Here is a 15,818-nt window from a genome sequence, read left to right on the forward strand (position 1 = left end):
GTAAGCAATATTGCATTGAAAGGAGAAGACAATGAAAAAAATAAGAGCAATTTTTATTGGTGATGTTAGATTTGATCAATGTCCAGTTTTTGAATTGAACAATGAAACGAACTACTTTGAAATGATAATTGACAAAGAATTTAGATATGAAAAAGAATTAGTTGAGGAAGATGAGGACTTTTTAATTTTTGAAATAGAAAAAGATATTGCTACGTTAATCGAGCAATAAAGGAATCGGGTGTAATAACGGACTAGTAAAAAGGACCTGATTGGTCTTTTTATTTATCGAGGTTGCAAAATATATCATTGTACTTTTACATACTAATTAACAGCATTTTTAACACATTTATTAACAAATCTAAAATAGTTATTGTGTGTCCGTTTATATCACGTCTAAAACAGTAGTTTTTGTATTTTGAAAGTTGTTGTATAGGCAAATAAAAAGAATTCAATTCATATGCGAATTGAACTCTTTTTTGTGTTTTAATTTAGTTTTTGTACCATGAACTAAACGGGTTAGAGTAAACTCCGTATAATGCGTTTTATTTTTTCTTGCGAAATGATTTTAATCTTTCATAAATAGCAGCCATTTTAGTTTCTTCTCCTGCAAGGACGGGTTTATAAAATTCTGTACCTTCTACTTTGTCAGGCAAATATTGTTGGTTTACCCAGCCGCCGAATGAGCCGAGTGGGGAGTTATGTGGATAATCATATCCGACATGTCCCAGTTTAGCGGATCCGGCATAATGGGTATCCCGTAAATGCATTGGAATATCACCGGTTTTACCATCATTGATTGCTTGTACTGCTGCATCAAAAGCTTTATAAGCTGAGTTTGATTTTGAAGCGAGACACATTTCAATTACCGCATTTGCAAGTGGAATTCTGGCTTCTGGCATTCCTAGGCGTATAGCAGCTTCTGTAGCTGCTAATACATGTGGGCCTACTTCAGGTGAAGCGAGTCCTACATCTTCGTAAGCCATGACAAGCAATCTTCTATTAACAGCTATCAAATCCCCTGTTTCTAATAGATGAGCTAAATAATAGATTGCTGCATTTACGTCACTTCCACGCACAGATTTTTGCAATGCAGAGAGTAAATTATAAAAGTGAGAGCCTTTATTATCACCAAATAATCCAATTCGTCCGAGTAAGTTTTCGAGTAACCAGTCTTCAACAACTGTTACACCTTCAACCTCATCACTTGCAATGACGACAGATTCGAGCACATTTAATGCTTTGCGTGCATCGCCATTTACGCCTTCAGCTAGTGTTTGAAGTTGCTCGTCCGTAATTTGGATTTTCATCTTACCAAGTCCACGTACTTCATCTTCCAATGCTCTATGTAAAACGCCTAATAGACCTTTAGGTTCTAATCTGGTCAATTGTTTAATTTCACCGCATCTTGAACGAATGGCGGGATTTACGTCATGAAATGGATTTTCTGTCGTAGCACCAATTAAAACAATAGCGCCACTTTCAACATGGGGTAGTAGTGTATCTTGTTGTAATTTATTGAAACGATGAATTTCGTCCAAAAACAATAATACTTTTCCTGTAATTCGTGCTTCAGCAACTACTTGCTCAACGTCTTTTTTACCTGAAACCGTAGCATTCAATGCGATAAATGGCAGTTTACTTGTGCCAGCTATTGCAAAGGCTAGAGATGTTTTTCCGATACCGGGTTCTCCGTATAACAACATCGAAGGGACATGGCCATTTTTTATTAATCGATAAAGAGCGGTTTGTTGCCCTATAATTTCAACTTGACCTGCAACTTCTTCAATTTTTGTTGGTCGCATGCGATATGCTAATGGTTCATTTTGCAATGCTATCACTCCTCGTACATCCGTTCCTTCATTATACACATCGTTCCATAGAAAATCATTTTCAAGAGGCGTTTGAGAGAGTTATGGTATACTATTTTAAAGAAATAATGAAAAGGACGGGGTATTAAAATGAAGATTTCTACAAGAGGTAGGTACGGATTAATCATCGTTGTAGTGCTAGGTGCAAAATACGGAGAAGGGCCAATTCCGCTTCGCCAAATAGCTGAGGAGCAATCATTATCTGAAGCCTATTTAGAGCAGTTAATTCCGCCACTTCGTAATAATGGCATTGTAAAAAGCGTTCGCGGCGCTTATGGCGGATATATGTTGGCAAAACCACCGACAGAAATTACTTCAGGTGATGTCATTCGTATTCTTGAAGGGCCAATACAACCTATTGAAGGACTTGAGGATACAGATATTCCGCAACATGAATTATGGAAGCGTATTGCTGAAGCAGTAAGAGTAGTTCTGGACACAACGACGATATCGGATCTTGTCAGTGCAGGAAAAGACTCGCCACAAGATAGTTATATGTTTTATATTTAAAGGAGTTTTAAAATGAAATTATATTATTTAGATCATGCGGCTACTACACCAATGCATCCAACTGTTATAGCGAAATATACAGAACTTTTAGGTACATTATTTGGTAATCCATCAAGCATTCATGTCCACGGTCGTGAAGCAAGAAAATGGTTGGACAATGCGCGTAAAACAATGGCATTGTCAATTAATGCGAAGCCTGCTGAAATTATTTTCACGGGCGGGGGAACTGAAGCGGATAATATGGCTGTTTTCGGTACAGTGTCTTCGTTAAAAGAAAAAGGGAATCATATCATAACGACAAATATTGAACATCCAGCAGTGTTAAATCCATGTAAACAACTGGAGTTAGAAGGATACGATGTAACTTATCTGGAAGTTGATTGCAATGGACTAATTACCGCTAAGCAAGTGAGGGAAGCATTAACCGAGCATACGATTCTTGTATCAATTATGTTAGGTAATAATGAAGTCGGAACGATGCAACCAATTCGTGAAATAGGTGAAGTACTGAAGAACCATCAAGCCGTTTTTCATACAGATGCGGTACAAGCCTATGGTGTCATTCCGATAGATGTCGATGAACTTGGAATCGATTTACTTTCAGTATCCTCACATAAATTAAATGGGCCAAAAGGTGTCGGCTTTCTCTATGAGCGAACAGGACTTGACACTAATTCATTCATTTACGGTGGAGAGCAGGAACGAAAACGTCGTGCCGGGACTGAAAATGTTCCGGCAATCGCTGCATTTTCTACAGCAGTAAATCTTGCTCAACAATCACTTGTAGAAAATAAAGCAAAATATGATCGTTTTGCTTCTTTAATAATAGATGTTTTTGAAGCGTCTCGTATTCGTTATGAAATAAATGCGGCTGATGTGGAAAAGTTACCCCATATTATGAATATAAGTTTTCCCGGAACTGATATAGAGTCACTGCTTGTTAATCTAGACATTGCAGGAATTTCTGTATCGAGTGGCTCTGCTTGTTCAGCTGGAACCATAGAGCCGTCCCACGTCCTCACAGCGATGTACGGACTAGGGTCAGCGCAACTTCGTAATTCTGTTCGCTTCAGTTTCGGCTTAGGTCTGGACGATGAACAAATTACACAAGCCGCGTTAAAAACTGCTGAAATTATCAATAGACTTGTGAAATAATAAATAAAGGATTGAAAATAGATGAGAACAACTAAATCACCAGCTGAAACAAGAGTTGTCGTCGGTATGTCCGGTGGCGTTGATTCATCTGTTGCTGCGCTGCTTCTAAAAGAGCAAGGTTACGATGTAATCGGAATTTTTATGAAAAACTGGGACGACACAGATGAGTTTGGCGTTTGTACGGCTACGGAAGACTATGAAGATGTGATTAGTGTTTGTAATGACATTGGAATTCCTTACTACGCGGTTAATTTTGAAAAGCAGTATTGGGATAAAGTCTTTACTTATTTTCTAGAAGAATATAAGGCAGGACGTACACCTAATCCGGATGTTATGTGTAATAAAGAAATTAAATTTAAAGCATTTATGGAACATGCTATGAGTCTAGGTGCTGATTATTTGGCAACAGGACATTATGCGCAAGTTGTAGAAGTTGACGGCGGCGTATCCATGCTTAGAGGTAAAGATAATAATAAAGATCAAACTTATTTTCTTAATCAATTAACACAGGAAATGTTGGATAAAGTTATGTTCCCAATTGGTCATCTTGATAAATCTGTTGTTAGAGAAAAAGCACTTGAGGCGGGTCTTTCAACAGCTAAGAAAAAGGATTCAACAGGGATTTGTTTTATTGGAGAACGAAACTTTAAAGATTTCCTCGGTGAATATTTACCTGCGCAACCAGGTGTTATGAAAACAATGACAGGTGTTAAAATGGGGAATCACGACGGTCTTATGTATTATACGATAGGGCAACGACATGGCCTTGGTATCGGCGGAGAAGGTGAACCTTGGTTTGTCGTTGGAAAAGAATTGAAAACGAACGTCCTGCTTGTTGAACAAGGTTTCCATCACGATACACTTTATTCGGATAGTTTAACAGCTACTGATATTAGTTTTACAACGGCTAGAGAAATGCTGACGAAGTTTAATTGCACAGCTAAATTTCGTTATCGTCAACCAGATACGAAGGTCACGGTTGAATTAAGAGAAGATGGTACGGCTTTTGTGGAATTTGAAAATCCGGTGCGCGCAATTACCCCTGGACAAGCTGTTGTTTTTTATGATGAAGATGAATGTTTAGGCGGCGGAACGATAGATACGGTCATAAAAAATGGGGCTAAACTTGATTATGTTGGATAAGGAGATGTTAAATATGGATACAAATGAGCGAGGAATTACGGCGCTTCAAGATGGGAATTATGAAATAGCGGTAGAAGCATTTATGAAGTCAGTTGAGGACGAGCCTGAAAATGCGCTAGGCTATATTAATCTGGGAAATGTTTTCGCTTCTTTAGGTGATCCTGAAAAGGCGGAACCTTTTTTTCAAAAAGCAATTACACTCGATGAACAAGCGGGAACGGCTTTTTATGGTCTGGCAAATCTTTATTATAATAGTGAACGCTATGAAGAAGCGACAAATTTATATGAAAAAGCAATACGTCGCGGTGTCGAAGAAGCTGATGCTTATTTCATGTTAGGGAAAAGTTTGGAGCGTACTGATAAAGCGAAATTAGCTTTACCGTATTTACAACGTGCTGCTGAATTGGCACCTGAAGATCTTGAAATACGCCTATCGTACGGTATTGTTCTTGCGAATTTGGAATTATTTGAAGAAGCAGGAAGTGAATTCCAATATATTCTTGAACATGATGCGGAAAATACAGATGCACACTTTAATCTTGGGTTTTTATACGCTGTTTCAACAGAACAAAAAGAAGATGCGTTATATCATCTAAAACAAGCATTTACTTTAGATCCTAATTATGAACAGGCAAAATATATTTACGATATGATTCAATTAAGCGAAAGTTAAGGAGGTGTTGGCAATGGAAGGACAAACAGAAGAGCCATTCTTAATCGGCAGACCACTCGTTACGATCTTCCACAATCCAGATAATCTTTTTACGATTGCAAGATTGAAAATAACAGAAACGAATTGTGACTATGAAGAAAAAGAAATTATTGTAAAAGGAAGCTTTCCTCAGCTTTCACAAGACGATGATTATAAATTTACTGGAAAACTTGTCAATCATCCAACTTATGGTGCCCAATTTGATGTACATTTGTTCTCAAAAGAGATGCCGGCGACAGAAACAGGCTTAATTCATTATCTGTCGGGGGATCTATTTCCTGGGATTGGTATGAAAACGGCTGAAACGATTGTTAAAAAGCTAGGCAAAGACGCGATTAAAAAAATATTGGATGACCCAACTATTTTGGATAGCGTACCAAAACTCTCTGTGGAGCGGAAAGAAACAATTGTCTCAGTTCTCGCGCAAAATATGGGGCTGGAGCGCACAATTATTAGGTTAAATGAATGGGGATTCGGTCCGAAAATCTCAGCACGTATTTATCAAGCATACCGTGAAGAAGCGATTGAGCTGTTAACGGAAAACCCATATCGTTTAATTGAGGAAATTGAAGGTGTTGGCTTTCAACGTGCGGATGAATTAGGTAGAAATCTTGGCATAACAGGAGACCATTCATCGCGTGTTAAGGCAGCTGTTATTCATACGATAAATGAAGCAGTTCAATCCGTTGGTCATGTTTATATAGAAGGAAGAATTGCACTTCCTGAAATTAAACACCTTTTAGAGATGAGCCAATCCATCGAAATACCATTCACAACGATTTCACAGTCAATTATTGAGTTAATCGAAGAGGGCAAGCTATCGGCTGAAAAGAAACGGTTATATTTGCCGTCTCTTTATTTTTCAGAAATCGGGTTTGCAGCAAAGATTAATCAGATATTAGAAAATAATACGACAGAGCAATTCCCTGTTTCTGAAATCCGTAAAGCAATTGGTGAAGTGGAAGAGCGTTTTCATGTTAATTATGCTGAAACACAGGTAGAAGCGATTGAAACAGCACTTCATTCTCCAGCAATGATTTTAACTGGTGGTCCTGGAACAGGGAAAACAACTGTTATTCGTGGATTTGTCGAGGTATTCGCAGAATTACATGGCCTATCACTGGACCCGGCAGAATATGCCAAGAAAAAAGATCCGTTTCCAATCATTCTTGCAGCTCCGACTGGGCGTGCCGCAAAACGGATGTCTGAGTCTACAGGACTGCCTGCGATGACGATTCACCGCCTTCTTGGCTTTACTGGGCAGGAGAAGGATGAGGAAACGGAACGTGAAATTAAAGGACGTCTCGTTATTATCGATGAAATGTCAATGGTGGATACGTGGCTCGCACATCAACTAATGAAGGCGCTACCCGATGACATTCAGATTCTATTCGTTGGGGATCAAGACCAATTGCCATCAGTAGGACCTGGTCAAGTGTTAAAAGATATGTTGGATTCTAAAAAAATACCGATAATTGAGTTGACTGAAATATACAGGCAGAGCGCCGGTTCTACGATTATTGAAATGGCTCATATGATTAAACGTTCAGAATTAACGAACGATATAACTGGGAAAACTTCTGATCGTTCCTTTATTCGCGCAAGCGCCGATAAAATACTTGAAGCAGTCGAACAAATTGTGAAAAACGCCATAACAAAAGGTCATAGTATTAAGGACATTCAAGTATTGGCACCCATGTACAGGGGTCCAGCGGGAATTGATGGCTTGAATAAAATGCTTCAGCATATGGTGAATCCTCCAGGACCTAAACGTAAAGAAGTTGTTTTCGGTGATATAATCTACCGAATTGGCGATAAAGTTCTTCAACTCGTCAATCAACCAGAGAGTAATGTATTTAATGGTGATATGGGTGAAGTGATTGCAATCATGAAGGCGAAAGAAACCGTCGATAAAAAAGAGCTGCTTGTTGTGTCTTATGACGGCATCGAAGTGAATTATGAACGAAGTGATTTAAATCAACTGACACTTGCTTATTGCTGTTCAATTCACAAAGCGCAAGGCAGTGAGTTTCCCATCGTTATCATGCCTATAGTTAGAAGTCATCGAAAAATGTTGAAGCGTAATCTGCTTTATACTGGAATTACACGTGCACAGAAGTTTCTTATTTTATGTGGGGAACCGGAAGAGTTTAAAGCGGGAATTGCGCGGACAGATGAGCTAGAAAGGCAAACGACGTTGAAAGAACGTTTAAACGGGGAAACAGAAATGCCGTCAGAAAGTGTTGTTGTCCCTATCAATAAAGATGTTGCGGAACAAATGCAATCTAATGATGAAATCGCATCAATTAATTATGAATTAACAACAGAGACATTCATTACAATTGATCCAATGATTGGTATGCAAGGTATTACACCATATACTTTAATAGAAGATGTTAATTGACAGATGCACAGAACTTTTCTATACTTATTCCAATATATAGAACACATTGACGGAGAAAGTACGCATGTTTTACTTTTACAGAAAGAAGCCCCTAAGTTGAAAAGGCTTCAGAGTCTAAATGCCGAAAGCTACTCCCGAGTGCAGCAAATCACTGCCGTTAGCCGCGTTAAGGCAACCAGAGATACCGAAATTTTACATACGGTAATTAGGGTGGTACCGCGAGACTAACATCTTCGTCCCTTGTTTAGGGACGGGGGTGTTTTGAATTTAGGGGGAAAAACTTATGGAAAAATTATCATCATCACAAATTCGTAAATTATTTCTTGATTATTTTAAACAAAATGGTCATAGTATCGAGCCGTCTGCACCTTTAGTTCCAATAGACGATCCATCACTTCTTTGGATTAACAGTGGTGTTGCTACATTAAAAAAATACTTTGATGGTAGAATAGTACCTAACAATCCTTGTATTGTAAATGCACAGAAGTCTATCCGAACAAATGATATTGAAAATGTTGGTAAAACTGCACGACATCATACTTTTTTTGAAATGCTTGGTAACTTTTCTATAGGAGACTATTTCAAAGAAGAGGCAATAGTTCGTGCTTGGGAATTCTTAACAGATGAAAAATGGCTTGGTTTTGATGAGGCATTATTATCAGTAACTGTTCATCCAGAAGATGAAGAGGCTTATAATATTTGGAAAGATAAGATAGGTATGCCAGAAGATCGTATTATTCGTCTAGAAGGTAACTTCTGGGATATAGGAGAAGGTCCAAGTGGTCCAAACTCTGAAATATTTTATGATCGTGGTTCTAAATATGGTGATGACTTTTCTGATCCAGAGTTATACCCTGGTGGAGAAAATGAGCGTTATCTTGAAATATGGAACCTCGTTTTTTCTGAGTTTAACCATAATCCGGACAATACGTACACACCACTTCCGAATAAAAATATTGATACAGGAATGGGTCTTGAAAGACTTGTATCCGTTATTCAAGATGTGCCGACCAATTATGATACAGACTTATTTATGCCTATTATTCAAACGGTAGAAAAGTTGTCAGGTAAGAAATACGGTATTGTAACTGACGATGATATGGCGTTTAAAGTAATTGCCGATCATATTAGAACAGTTGCTTTTGCAATTGGCGACGGGGCTCTTCCTTCAAATGAAGGACGAGGTTATGTACTGCGCAGGTTGTTGAGAAGAGCTGTTCGCTTTGCGATGAAACTTGGTATTAATAAACCGTTCATGTATGACTTAGTACCAGTAACAGGTGCAATCATGCAAGACTTTTATCCAGAAGTAAATGAGAAAAAAGAGTTCATTATGAAAGTCATTAAGAATGAAGAAGAACGTTTCCACGAGACGCTTAATGATGGTATGGCAATATTATCGGGTGTTATTGAAAAGGTTAAAGCATCTGAAACGCCAATTGTAAACGGTGCGGTTGCCTTCCAATTATATGACACTTATGGATTTCCTTATGAATTAACAGAAGAATTTGCAGAAGAAGCGGGCGTCGAAGTAGATCGAGACGGTTTTAATGAAGAAATGAATCGTCAACGTGAACGTGCGCGTGCAGCAAGACAAGATACGGATTCTATGCATGTGCAATCTGGCGTGCTTGGTAGTATTGTTGATAAGAGTGAATTTATTGGCTACACGGAATTACAAACTTCAGCAACTGTTCTGGCTATTTTCCAACAGGGTGAATTAATTAACACAGCATCTGAAGGTGATGAAATCCAATTTCTTTTAGACCGCACACCGTTTTACGCGGAAAGTGGTGGTCAAATTGCGGATAAAGGAACGATTTCAAATGAAACCTTCTTTGCTGACGTAAAAGATATTCAAAAAGCACCTAATGGCCAGAATTTGCACACAGCTACGATTCGCACTGGAGAACTTCACAAAGGCGCAACCGTTCATGCAGTAGTAGATGCTGCGATACGTAAGGAAACGATAAAGAATCATACGGCAACACATCTACTTCATAGAGCGCTGAAAGATGTTTTAGGTGATCATGTTGCTCAAGCAGGTTCGTATGTAGGACCCGATCGTTTACGCTTTGACTTCTCTCATTTTGGCCATGTTACGAGCGAAGAGCTTGAGCGAATTGAAAAGCAAGTAAACGAACAAATTTGGGCAGATATTTCTGTTGTGATTGCAGAAAAACCAATTGCTGAAGCTAAAAAGTCTGGTGCGATGGCTTTGTTTGGCGAAAAATATGGGGATATTGTACGTGTTGTTACAATTGGAGATTATTCACTAGAGCTATGTGGGGGTTGTCACGTAGCGTCAACATCTGCAATCGGACTCTTTAAGCTTGTCTCTGAAAGTGGAATTGGCGCGGGCACAAGACGCATCGAAGCGCTCGTTGGTAAGCGTGCTTATCAATCATTCAAAGAAGAGGAAGAAATACTCGAACATGCAGCAAGTCTTTTAAAATCAAAGCCGAAAGAACTTGTCATAAAAGTTCAATCAGTAATTGCTACGATGAAAGAACTTGAGCGCGAAAACGAGTCATTTTCGTCACAACTTGCTAACAGTCAGTTATTAGGTGTTATGGAAACAGCGCAGCAAATAAATGATGTAACAGTTATTTCTGCGAAAGTTGACGTGAAAGATAATAACGCACTAAGACAGATGATGGATGAGATGAAGCAGAAAATATCGAAAGGTGTTATCGTTCTTGGCGCAGCTTCAAATGATAAAGTCCTACTTGTATCAGGTGTGACAGATGATTTAAAAGGTGGGAACTATCACGCTGGCAAACTCGTCAATCATGTAGCGTCACAATGCGATGGAAAAGGCGGCGGTCGTCCGGATATGGCAATGGCTGGTGCAAAAGATGTAACTAAACTTGATGACGCACTTCAATCAGTGTATGATTATGTGAAATCAGTTTAACTAAAGTAGTTAATCAGGTATAATAATTAAATATCGTTTATTAGTAGAACGTAAAATCTGAAAGCGGGGTGTCAGTAATGAATTCATACGACAAAACGATGAAATTTAACTTCCCAGAAGAGTCGATGGAACAAGAAGTAAAACAAGTGATGCTACATGTGCATAAATCACTGGATGACAAAGGTTATAATCCGATTAACCAAATTGTCGGGTATCTTCTCTCGGGTGACCCTGCTTATATACCCCGTCATGAAGATGCACGTAATATGATACGGAAACTTGAACGAGATGAAATTATTGAAGAACTTGTCAAGTTTTATGTCCGTGAAAACGGAGGTAAAATTAAGTGAGAACAATGGGGTTAGACGTTGGTTCCAAGACAGTTGGTGTCGCTATTAGTGACGCATTAGGATGGACAGCCCAGGGTATCGAAACAATCAAAATTGATGAGTCGAAAGGTCAATTTGGTATTGAACGTATTCGTGAACTAGTTGATGAATACAAAGTGACTAAGTTTGTAGTGGGTTATCCGAAAAACATGAATAATTCAATCGGTCCTAGAGGAGAGGCTTCAGAGTCATATGTAGAGCTCCTCAAAGAAACGTTTGGCTTTCCTGCTACGTTATGGGACGAGCGGTTGACGACAATGGCTGCCGAGCGTGCACTAATCGATGCAGATGTTAGTCGGAAAAAAAGAAAGACTGTTATCGACAAGATTGCAGCGATTATGATTTTACAAGGTTATTTGGATTTAAATAATAGATGATGAGGTGATCAGAATGGAACACGGTGAAGAAACAATGACAATTGTCGATGAAAATGGTGTTGAGCACGTTTGTGAAGTGATTTTTACATTCGAATCAAAAGATTACGGGAAGTCTTATGTCCTGTATCATATTTTAGGTGAAGACGATGAGCAAAATGAGGACGAAGAAATAGAAATACATGCATCTTCATTTACACCTGCTGTAGAAGGCGAAGACGGTGAAGAAGGCGGAGAACTATTGCCAATCGAAGATGAAGAAGAGTGGGCAATGATTCAGGAAACATTTAGTACTTTTGTTGATGAAGACGACGAAGAGGAAGACGAAGAATAATTTCTCATGTACTTACGGGACGGTGAATAGCCGTTCCGTCTTTTTTTCATTTAAGTATTTCTTAGATAATGATTAGGAACGAAAGAGGTGACTCTCACATGGAGAGTGGTTCAAAAAAAGAAATCATGTTCGATCGAATGCGCGAAAAGAAAAAAGAAACGAAAAAAGTGCGGAAAATTGTGCTTATTGTTGCGCTAGTCTTACTCGTTGCAGGCTCATTTACAGCTCTATATGTCTATAAATACATAAAGAGTGGAATGCAACCGTTGGATCCTGATTCTAAAGAAGTGATTGAAGTGGAGATCCCTATAGGTTCTGGGCTCGATTTAATTTCGGCGACGCTTGAGGATAGAGGGGTTATTAAAGATGCACGTCTGTTTAAATATTATGCAAAATTTAACAATAAGTCCCAATTTCAAGCTGGTACATATGGTTTATCTAAAGCGATGACACCTGACGAACTTATGGAAAGTCTAAAGACCGGTAAAGTATACAGAGAACCGGTTTTCACTATGACAATTCCAGAAGGGTTAAACTTGGAAGAGATTGGTAAGGCCGTTGAGAAAAAAACAGGTATTCCGGCAACCGATTTCGATTCTTATATTAACAGTGATGCAACAATTGAGCGTTTAATGATTAAATTCCCACTAATTATTACGGAAGAAGTTAAAGCGGAAAGTATTAAATACCCGCTTGAAGGTTATTTATTCCCTGCAACATACCCGTTTTATGAAGAGGACCCTTCACTTGAATCTATTGTTGACGTTATGGTTCAAGCGACAGCTTCAAATGTTACTCCACATTTTGCTTATTTAGAGGAGAATGAAAAGTCCGTACACTGGCTTTTAACATTTGCGTCACTCTTAGAAAAAGAAGCGACAGCTCAGTCTGATAGAGCAACGATTGCAAGTGTGTTTTACAATCGTTTGGATATTGATATGCCACTTCAGACAGATCCTACGGTTGCCTATTCGCATGGTGGACATTTAAGTAAAACGTCATTTAAAAACCTTGAAATTGATGACCCTTATAATACGTATAAGAATAAAGGATTACCACCTGGGCCGATTGCTGCAGCTGGAAGGTCTTCAATTGAAGCTGTAATTGATCCATCCATAACAAAATATACATTCTTTTTAGCTGATGGAACAGGCGTCAATCATTTTGCGGAAACTTATGAGGAACATTTAAGTAATCGAGCAAAGTATATTGATAAATAATAAATTAATTAATCTATTGATCTAAAACAGGAGTTGATTACCATAAATACGTATGATACTTATATAGCAGAATTGCTTAAGGGGAAAGACTCTTTAATTCTTGAAATGGAGTCTTACGCAGAAGAACGACATATACCCATAATGGATAGCGGTTCAATTGAGGCGTTTCTTGGATTGCTCACAATCCAGAATCCTTTAAAGGTATTAGAAATCGGTAGTGCAATTGGTTATTCGGCTATCCGTATTGCACAATCATTACCCGATTCTGTAATAACGACTATAGAACAGGATTCGAATCGTTTTTTAAAAGCTGTTGATTTCATTAAAAAAGCGGGCCTTGATGATCGTGTTTGTATTATTGAGGCGGATGCACTGGAATCAAGTGCTGATGTTGTATTGACAGAGACTTATGATGCGCTTTTTATTGATGCAGCAAAAGGTCAATATAATCGATTTTTTGATAAGTATTCGCCAGTCGTTAAAGTAGGCGGTGTGATTTATTGTGATAATATGTTTATGCATGGATTAGTTTTGCAAGAAAATGCAGATATTCCAAGGCGTAAGCGCACAATGATTCGTAATATAAAGAAATTTACAAAGCTTATTATGACGAATCCGTGTTATAAAACGACTTTACTGCCAATCGGTGATGGTGTTTTAATTGCGAAAAAAATAAAGCATAACTAATTTAAAAAACAATTTTAGGAGTGGTCATGTTGAAATTAGAGAAGCCACTTATAATTGGTATTGCGGGTGGTTCGGGTTCTGGTAAAACAAGTGTGACAAATTCGATTTATGAACGTTTTATAGACCATTCCGTTATAATAGGGCAAGATTTTTACTATAAGGATCAATCTCATCTTCGTTTCGAAGAACGATTAGAAACGAACTACGATCATCCATTTGCATTTGATACTGATTTATTGATTAGTCATCTGCAAGATTTGCTCAACATGAAAACGATTGAGAAACCAATTTATGATTATTCTCTTCATACGCGCTCAAAAGAGACTGTTGTTATTGAGCCTAAGGAAGTCATTATTGTAGAAGGAATACTTGCATTGGAAAATGCCGCTTTGCGCGATTTGATGGATATTAAGATATTTGTCGATACTGATGCAGACATTCGTATTATTAGACGTATTATGCGAGACATAAATGAGCGTGGCAGAACGATTGAATCAGTCGTCGATCAATACACACAAGTTGTCAAACCGATGCACGATCAATTTATTGAGCCAACTAAGAAATATGCCGATATAATTGTGCCTGAAGGTGGGCAAAACGTCGTTGCAATAGATTTATTTGTTACGAAAATAAAAACAATTCTTGAAAATGTAACAGAACTATACTATGATGATGACATAAATCGATAGATAATAATCGCTATGTCGCATACACATGTATGAAGCGGCATAGTATTTTTATGAAACCATAAGTAACTTGAGGAGTGAATTTAATGATTACTGAAAAGAAATTTCCAATGACAGCAGCAGGTAAACTTAAGCTAGAAGATGAACTTGAACAATTAAAAATGGTTAAAAGACCAGAAGTTGTAGAACGGATTAAAATTGCTCGTAGTTTTGGTGACCTTTCGGAAAACTCAGAGTATGATGCAGCGAAAGAGGATCAAGCCTTTGTTGAAGGTAGAATTTCAACAGTTGAAGGAATGATTCGTAATGCTGTTATTATTAAAGAAGCAGAAGTAAACACGAATGAAGTACAAATTGGTAATAAAGTTACTTTTAAAGAAATACCTGATGGTGACGTGGAAACGTATACAATCGTTGGTTCTGCTGAAGCGGATCCTCTTGAAGGGTTGATTTCAAATGACTCTCCTATTGCCAAAGGTTTGCTAGGTCGCTCTAAAGGTGATGTAGTGAAGATTAATACACCTGGTGGAGAAATGTCGGTTACGATTTTAGAAATTAATTAACCTTCTGGTAACCGCCTCTTATTTATAGGGGCGGTTTTCCTTTATTATTGAAACAAAGTTGGATGTAAAACGTCTACTCTATAGCCAAGTGAAAAAATACTATACGGGAGATGACTAAAATATGACTGAATCTGGGCCTGATTTTTCAAGGACGAGTCGTAAAAAAGGACGAAACCGTTCAAGTAGAATTTTAAATGTTTTAATTGGAATTGTTGCCATACTAATCATAATATTTGCTTCTATAATTTTGAGCGGTGGCAAGGATGATGATATTGCAGGCGATGAAAACACGCCTATTGAACAAAATAGTGGAAAAGACAGCGCTGAAAATGATGAGTTGGTAGAACAATCTAAAGATGATGAAGATGCTTCTGATAAGAAAGAGGACGTTGAAAGTAATCCAGAAGGTGAAGAAGAAGTAAGTGAAGGAACAAGTGAAGAAACAAGTGAAGAAACAAGTGAAGAAACAAACAATGAGAAACCAGGTGATGTAACATACTCATCTTCAGATGATGCAGTAGTTGCAGAGACGGTTATTAAAACAGCATGGGAACCAATTGGTACGAATCAAACGGGTGAGCATGTTTCGCTATTCGATGGTACTTCGGCTGATTGGAATGAAAAACAAGATGCACTTGCTTATGCAACTGAAATGTCTAAAGACGATATGATATTTTGGAAAATAAAAAATGGTGGAAATCCATCAAAAGCAATAGGCATCGTTTCTTCAAAAGATAAGTCAAAACGATATAGAGTTTATTTAGAATGGGTGGACGGAAAAGGTTGGAAACCCGTAAAGATGGACGTTTTAAATACACTGGAATTTAAATATTAAAAAATAAAAAAGTATTGAAAT

At 38.0% G+C, this 15,818-nt stretch carries 16 protein-coding genes and 1 other annotated feature; of the genes, 15 read left to right on the forward strand and 1 reads right to left on the reverse strand.

The genetic code is table 11. The annotated features are described in order from the left end of the window. The first annotated feature begins 31 nt into the window (after positions 1 to 31). On the forward strand, positions 32 to 229 hold the full coding sequence (locus tag AC3RV6_RS07140; RefSeq protein ID WP_489748758.1) for a hypothetical protein: 198 nt from the start codon (positions 32 to 34) through the stop codon (positions 227 to 229). A gap of 313 nt (positions 230 to 542) precedes the next feature. On the opposite strand, the gene AC3RV6_RS07145 is transcribed toward AC3RV6_RS07140, so the two are convergent. Further along, positions 543 to 1,829: a replication-associated recombination protein A gene (locus tag AC3RV6_RS07145; protein WP_489748759.1), complete on the reverse strand. Its 1,287-nt coding sequence runs from the start codon at positions 1,827 to 1,829 to the stop codon at positions 543 to 545. Between the two features lie 129 nt (positions 1,830 to 1,958). Between AC3RV6_RS07145 and cymR the strand changes: the two genes are divergently transcribed. The 14 genes from cymR (at position 1,959) to AC3RV6_RS07215 (ending at position 15,797) form a co-directional block, all read left to right on the forward strand. Then, positions 1,959 to 2,378, forward strand: a complete 420-nt coding sequence (cymR, locus tag AC3RV6_RS07150; protein WP_489748760.1) for a cysteine metabolism transcriptional regulator CymR — start codon at positions 1,959 to 1,961, stop codon at positions 2,376 to 2,378. A gap of 12 nt (positions 2,379 to 2,390) precedes the next feature. After that, positions 2,391 to 3,533: a cysteine desulfurase family protein gene (locus tag AC3RV6_RS07155; RefSeq protein ID WP_489748761.1), complete on the forward strand. Its 1,143-nt coding sequence runs from the start codon at positions 2,391 to 2,393 to the stop codon at positions 3,531 to 3,533. A gap of 21 nt (positions 3,534 to 3,554) precedes the next feature. Next, complete coding sequence (gene mnmA, locus AC3RV6_RS07160) at positions 3,555 to 4,676, forward strand: tRNA 2-thiouridine(34) synthase MnmA (RefSeq protein WP_489748762.1); 1,122 nt, start codon at positions 3,555 to 3,557, stop codon at positions 4,674 to 4,676. Between the two features lie 13 nt (positions 4,677 to 4,689). Further along, a complete protein-coding gene (locus tag AC3RV6_RS07165) occupies positions 4,690 to 5,349 on the forward strand; it encodes a tetratricopeptide repeat protein (protein WP_489748763.1) in 660 nt (219 codons plus the stop codon). Positions 5,350 to 5,362: 13 nt separating this feature from the next. After that, a complete protein-coding gene (gene recD2, locus AC3RV6_RS07170; protein ID WP_489748764.1) occupies positions 5,363 to 7,792 on the forward strand; it encodes an SF1B family DNA helicase RecD2 in 2,430 nt (809 codons plus the stop codon). Positions 7,793 to 7,829: 37 nt separating this feature from the next. Further along, positions 7,830 to 8,036: a binding site (T-box leader), on the forward strand. A gap of 39 nt (positions 8,037 to 8,075) precedes the next feature. After that, complete coding sequence (gene alaS, locus AC3RV6_RS07175; RefSeq protein WP_489748765.1) at positions 8,076 to 10,709, forward strand: alanine--tRNA ligase; 2,634 nt, start codon at positions 8,076 to 8,078, stop codon at positions 10,707 to 10,709. Between the two features lie 77 nt (positions 10,710 to 10,786). After that, on the forward strand, positions 10,787 to 11,059 hold the full coding sequence (locus tag AC3RV6_RS07180) for an IreB family regulatory phosphoprotein (protein WP_489748766.1): 273 nt from the start codon (positions 10,787 to 10,789) through the stop codon (positions 11,057 to 11,059). Beyond that, complete coding sequence (gene ruvX / locus AC3RV6_RS07185; RefSeq protein WP_489748767.1) at positions 11,056 to 11,475, forward strand: Holliday junction resolvase RuvX; 420 nt, start codon at positions 11,056 to 11,058, stop codon at positions 11,473 to 11,475. Before AC3RV6_RS07180 ends, ruvX begins: the two co-directional genes overlap by 4 nt. Before the next feature lie 13 nt (positions 11,476 to 11,488). Further along, positions 11,489 to 11,806, forward strand: coding sequence for a DUF1292 domain-containing protein (locus AC3RV6_RS07190; protein ID WP_489748768.1), 318 nt, complete (start codon positions 11,489 to 11,491; stop codon positions 11,804 to 11,806). A 98-nt stretch (positions 11,807 to 11,904) separates the two neighbouring features. Then, entirely contained in the window at positions 11,905 to 13,026 is a 1,122-nt protein-coding gene (gene mltG / locus AC3RV6_RS07195) for an endolytic transglycosylase MltG (RefSeq protein ID WP_489748769.1), read from the forward strand. A gap of 33 nt (positions 13,027 to 13,059) precedes the next feature. Then, positions 13,060 to 13,713: an O-methyltransferase gene (locus AC3RV6_RS07200; RefSeq protein ID WP_489748770.1), complete on the forward strand. Its 654-nt coding sequence runs from the start codon at positions 13,060 to 13,062 to the stop codon at positions 13,711 to 13,713. Between the two features lie 26 nt (positions 13,714 to 13,739). Beyond that, a complete protein-coding gene (gene udk / locus AC3RV6_RS07205; RefSeq protein ID WP_489748771.1) occupies positions 13,740 to 14,402 on the forward strand; it encodes a uridine kinase in 663 nt (220 codons plus the stop codon). A gap of 83 nt (positions 14,403 to 14,485) precedes the next feature. Next, positions 14,486 to 14,962, forward strand: coding sequence for a transcription elongation factor GreA (gene greA / locus AC3RV6_RS07210; RefSeq protein ID WP_489748772.1), 477 nt, complete (start codon positions 14,486 to 14,488; stop codon positions 14,960 to 14,962). A 121-nt stretch (positions 14,963 to 15,083) separates the two neighbouring features. Further along, positions 15,084 to 15,797 carry a YrrS family protein gene (locus AC3RV6_RS07215; protein WP_489748773.1) on the forward strand — a complete coding sequence of 238 codons (714 nt, stop codon included), beginning with the start codon at positions 15,084 to 15,086 and terminating at the stop codon, positions 15,795 to 15,797. Positions 15,798 to 15,818 lie beyond the last annotated feature (21 nt).

Source organism: Sporosarcina sp. So3-204 (assembly GCF_058068165.1).

What these genes read in the sequence shown, in the direction of transcription:
- AC3RV6_RS07165 (WP_489748763.1), top strand. Translation starts at nt 4,690, where the DNA reads ATGGATACAAATGAGCGAGGAATTACGGCGCTTCAAGATGGGAATTAT.
- AC3RV6_RS07190 (WP_489748768.1), top strand. Translation starts at nt 11,489, where the DNA reads ATGGAACACGGTGAAGAAACAATGACAATTGTCGATGAAAATGGTGTT.
- AC3RV6_RS07180 (WP_489748766.1), top strand. Translation starts at nt 10,787, where the DNA reads ATGAATTCATACGACAAAACGATGAAATTTAACTTCCCAGAAGAGTCG.
- mltG (WP_489748769.1), top strand. Translation starts at nt 11,905, where the DNA reads ATGGAGAGTGGTTCAAAAAAAGAAATCATGTTCGATCGAATGCGCGAA.
- greA (WP_489748772.1), top strand. Translation starts at nt 14,486, where the DNA reads ATGATTACTGAAAAGAAATTTCCAATGACAGCAGCAGGTAAACTTAAG.
- mnmA (WP_489748762.1), top strand. Translation starts at nt 3,555, where the DNA reads ATGAGAACAACTAAATCACCAGCTGAAACAAGAGTTGTCGTCGGTATG.
- udk (WP_489748771.1), top strand. Translation starts at nt 13,740, where the DNA reads ATGTTGAAATTAGAGAAGCCACTTATAATTGGTATTGCGGGTGGTTCG.
- AC3RV6_RS07140 (WP_489748758.1), top strand. Translation starts at nt 32, where the DNA reads ATGAAAAAAATAAGAGCAATTTTTATTGGTGATGTTAGATTTGATCAA.
- cymR (WP_489748760.1), top strand. Translation starts at nt 1,959, where the DNA reads ATGAAGATTTCTACAAGAGGTAGGTACGGATTAATCATCGTTGTAGTG.
- AC3RV6_RS07215 (WP_489748773.1), top strand. Translation starts at nt 15,084, where the DNA reads ATGACTGAATCTGGGCCTGATTTTTCAAGGACGAGTCGTAAAAAAGGA.
- AC3RV6_RS07155 (WP_489748761.1), top strand. Translation starts at nt 2,391, where the DNA reads ATGAAATTATATTATTTAGATCATGCGGCTACTACACCAATGCATCCA.
- recD2 (WP_489748764.1), top strand. Translation starts at nt 5,363, where the DNA reads ATGGAAGGACAAACAGAAGAGCCATTCTTAATCGGCAGACCACTCGTT.
- alaS (WP_489748765.1), top strand. Translation starts at nt 8,076, where the DNA reads ATGGAAAAATTATCATCATCACAAATTCGTAAATTATTTCTTGATTAT.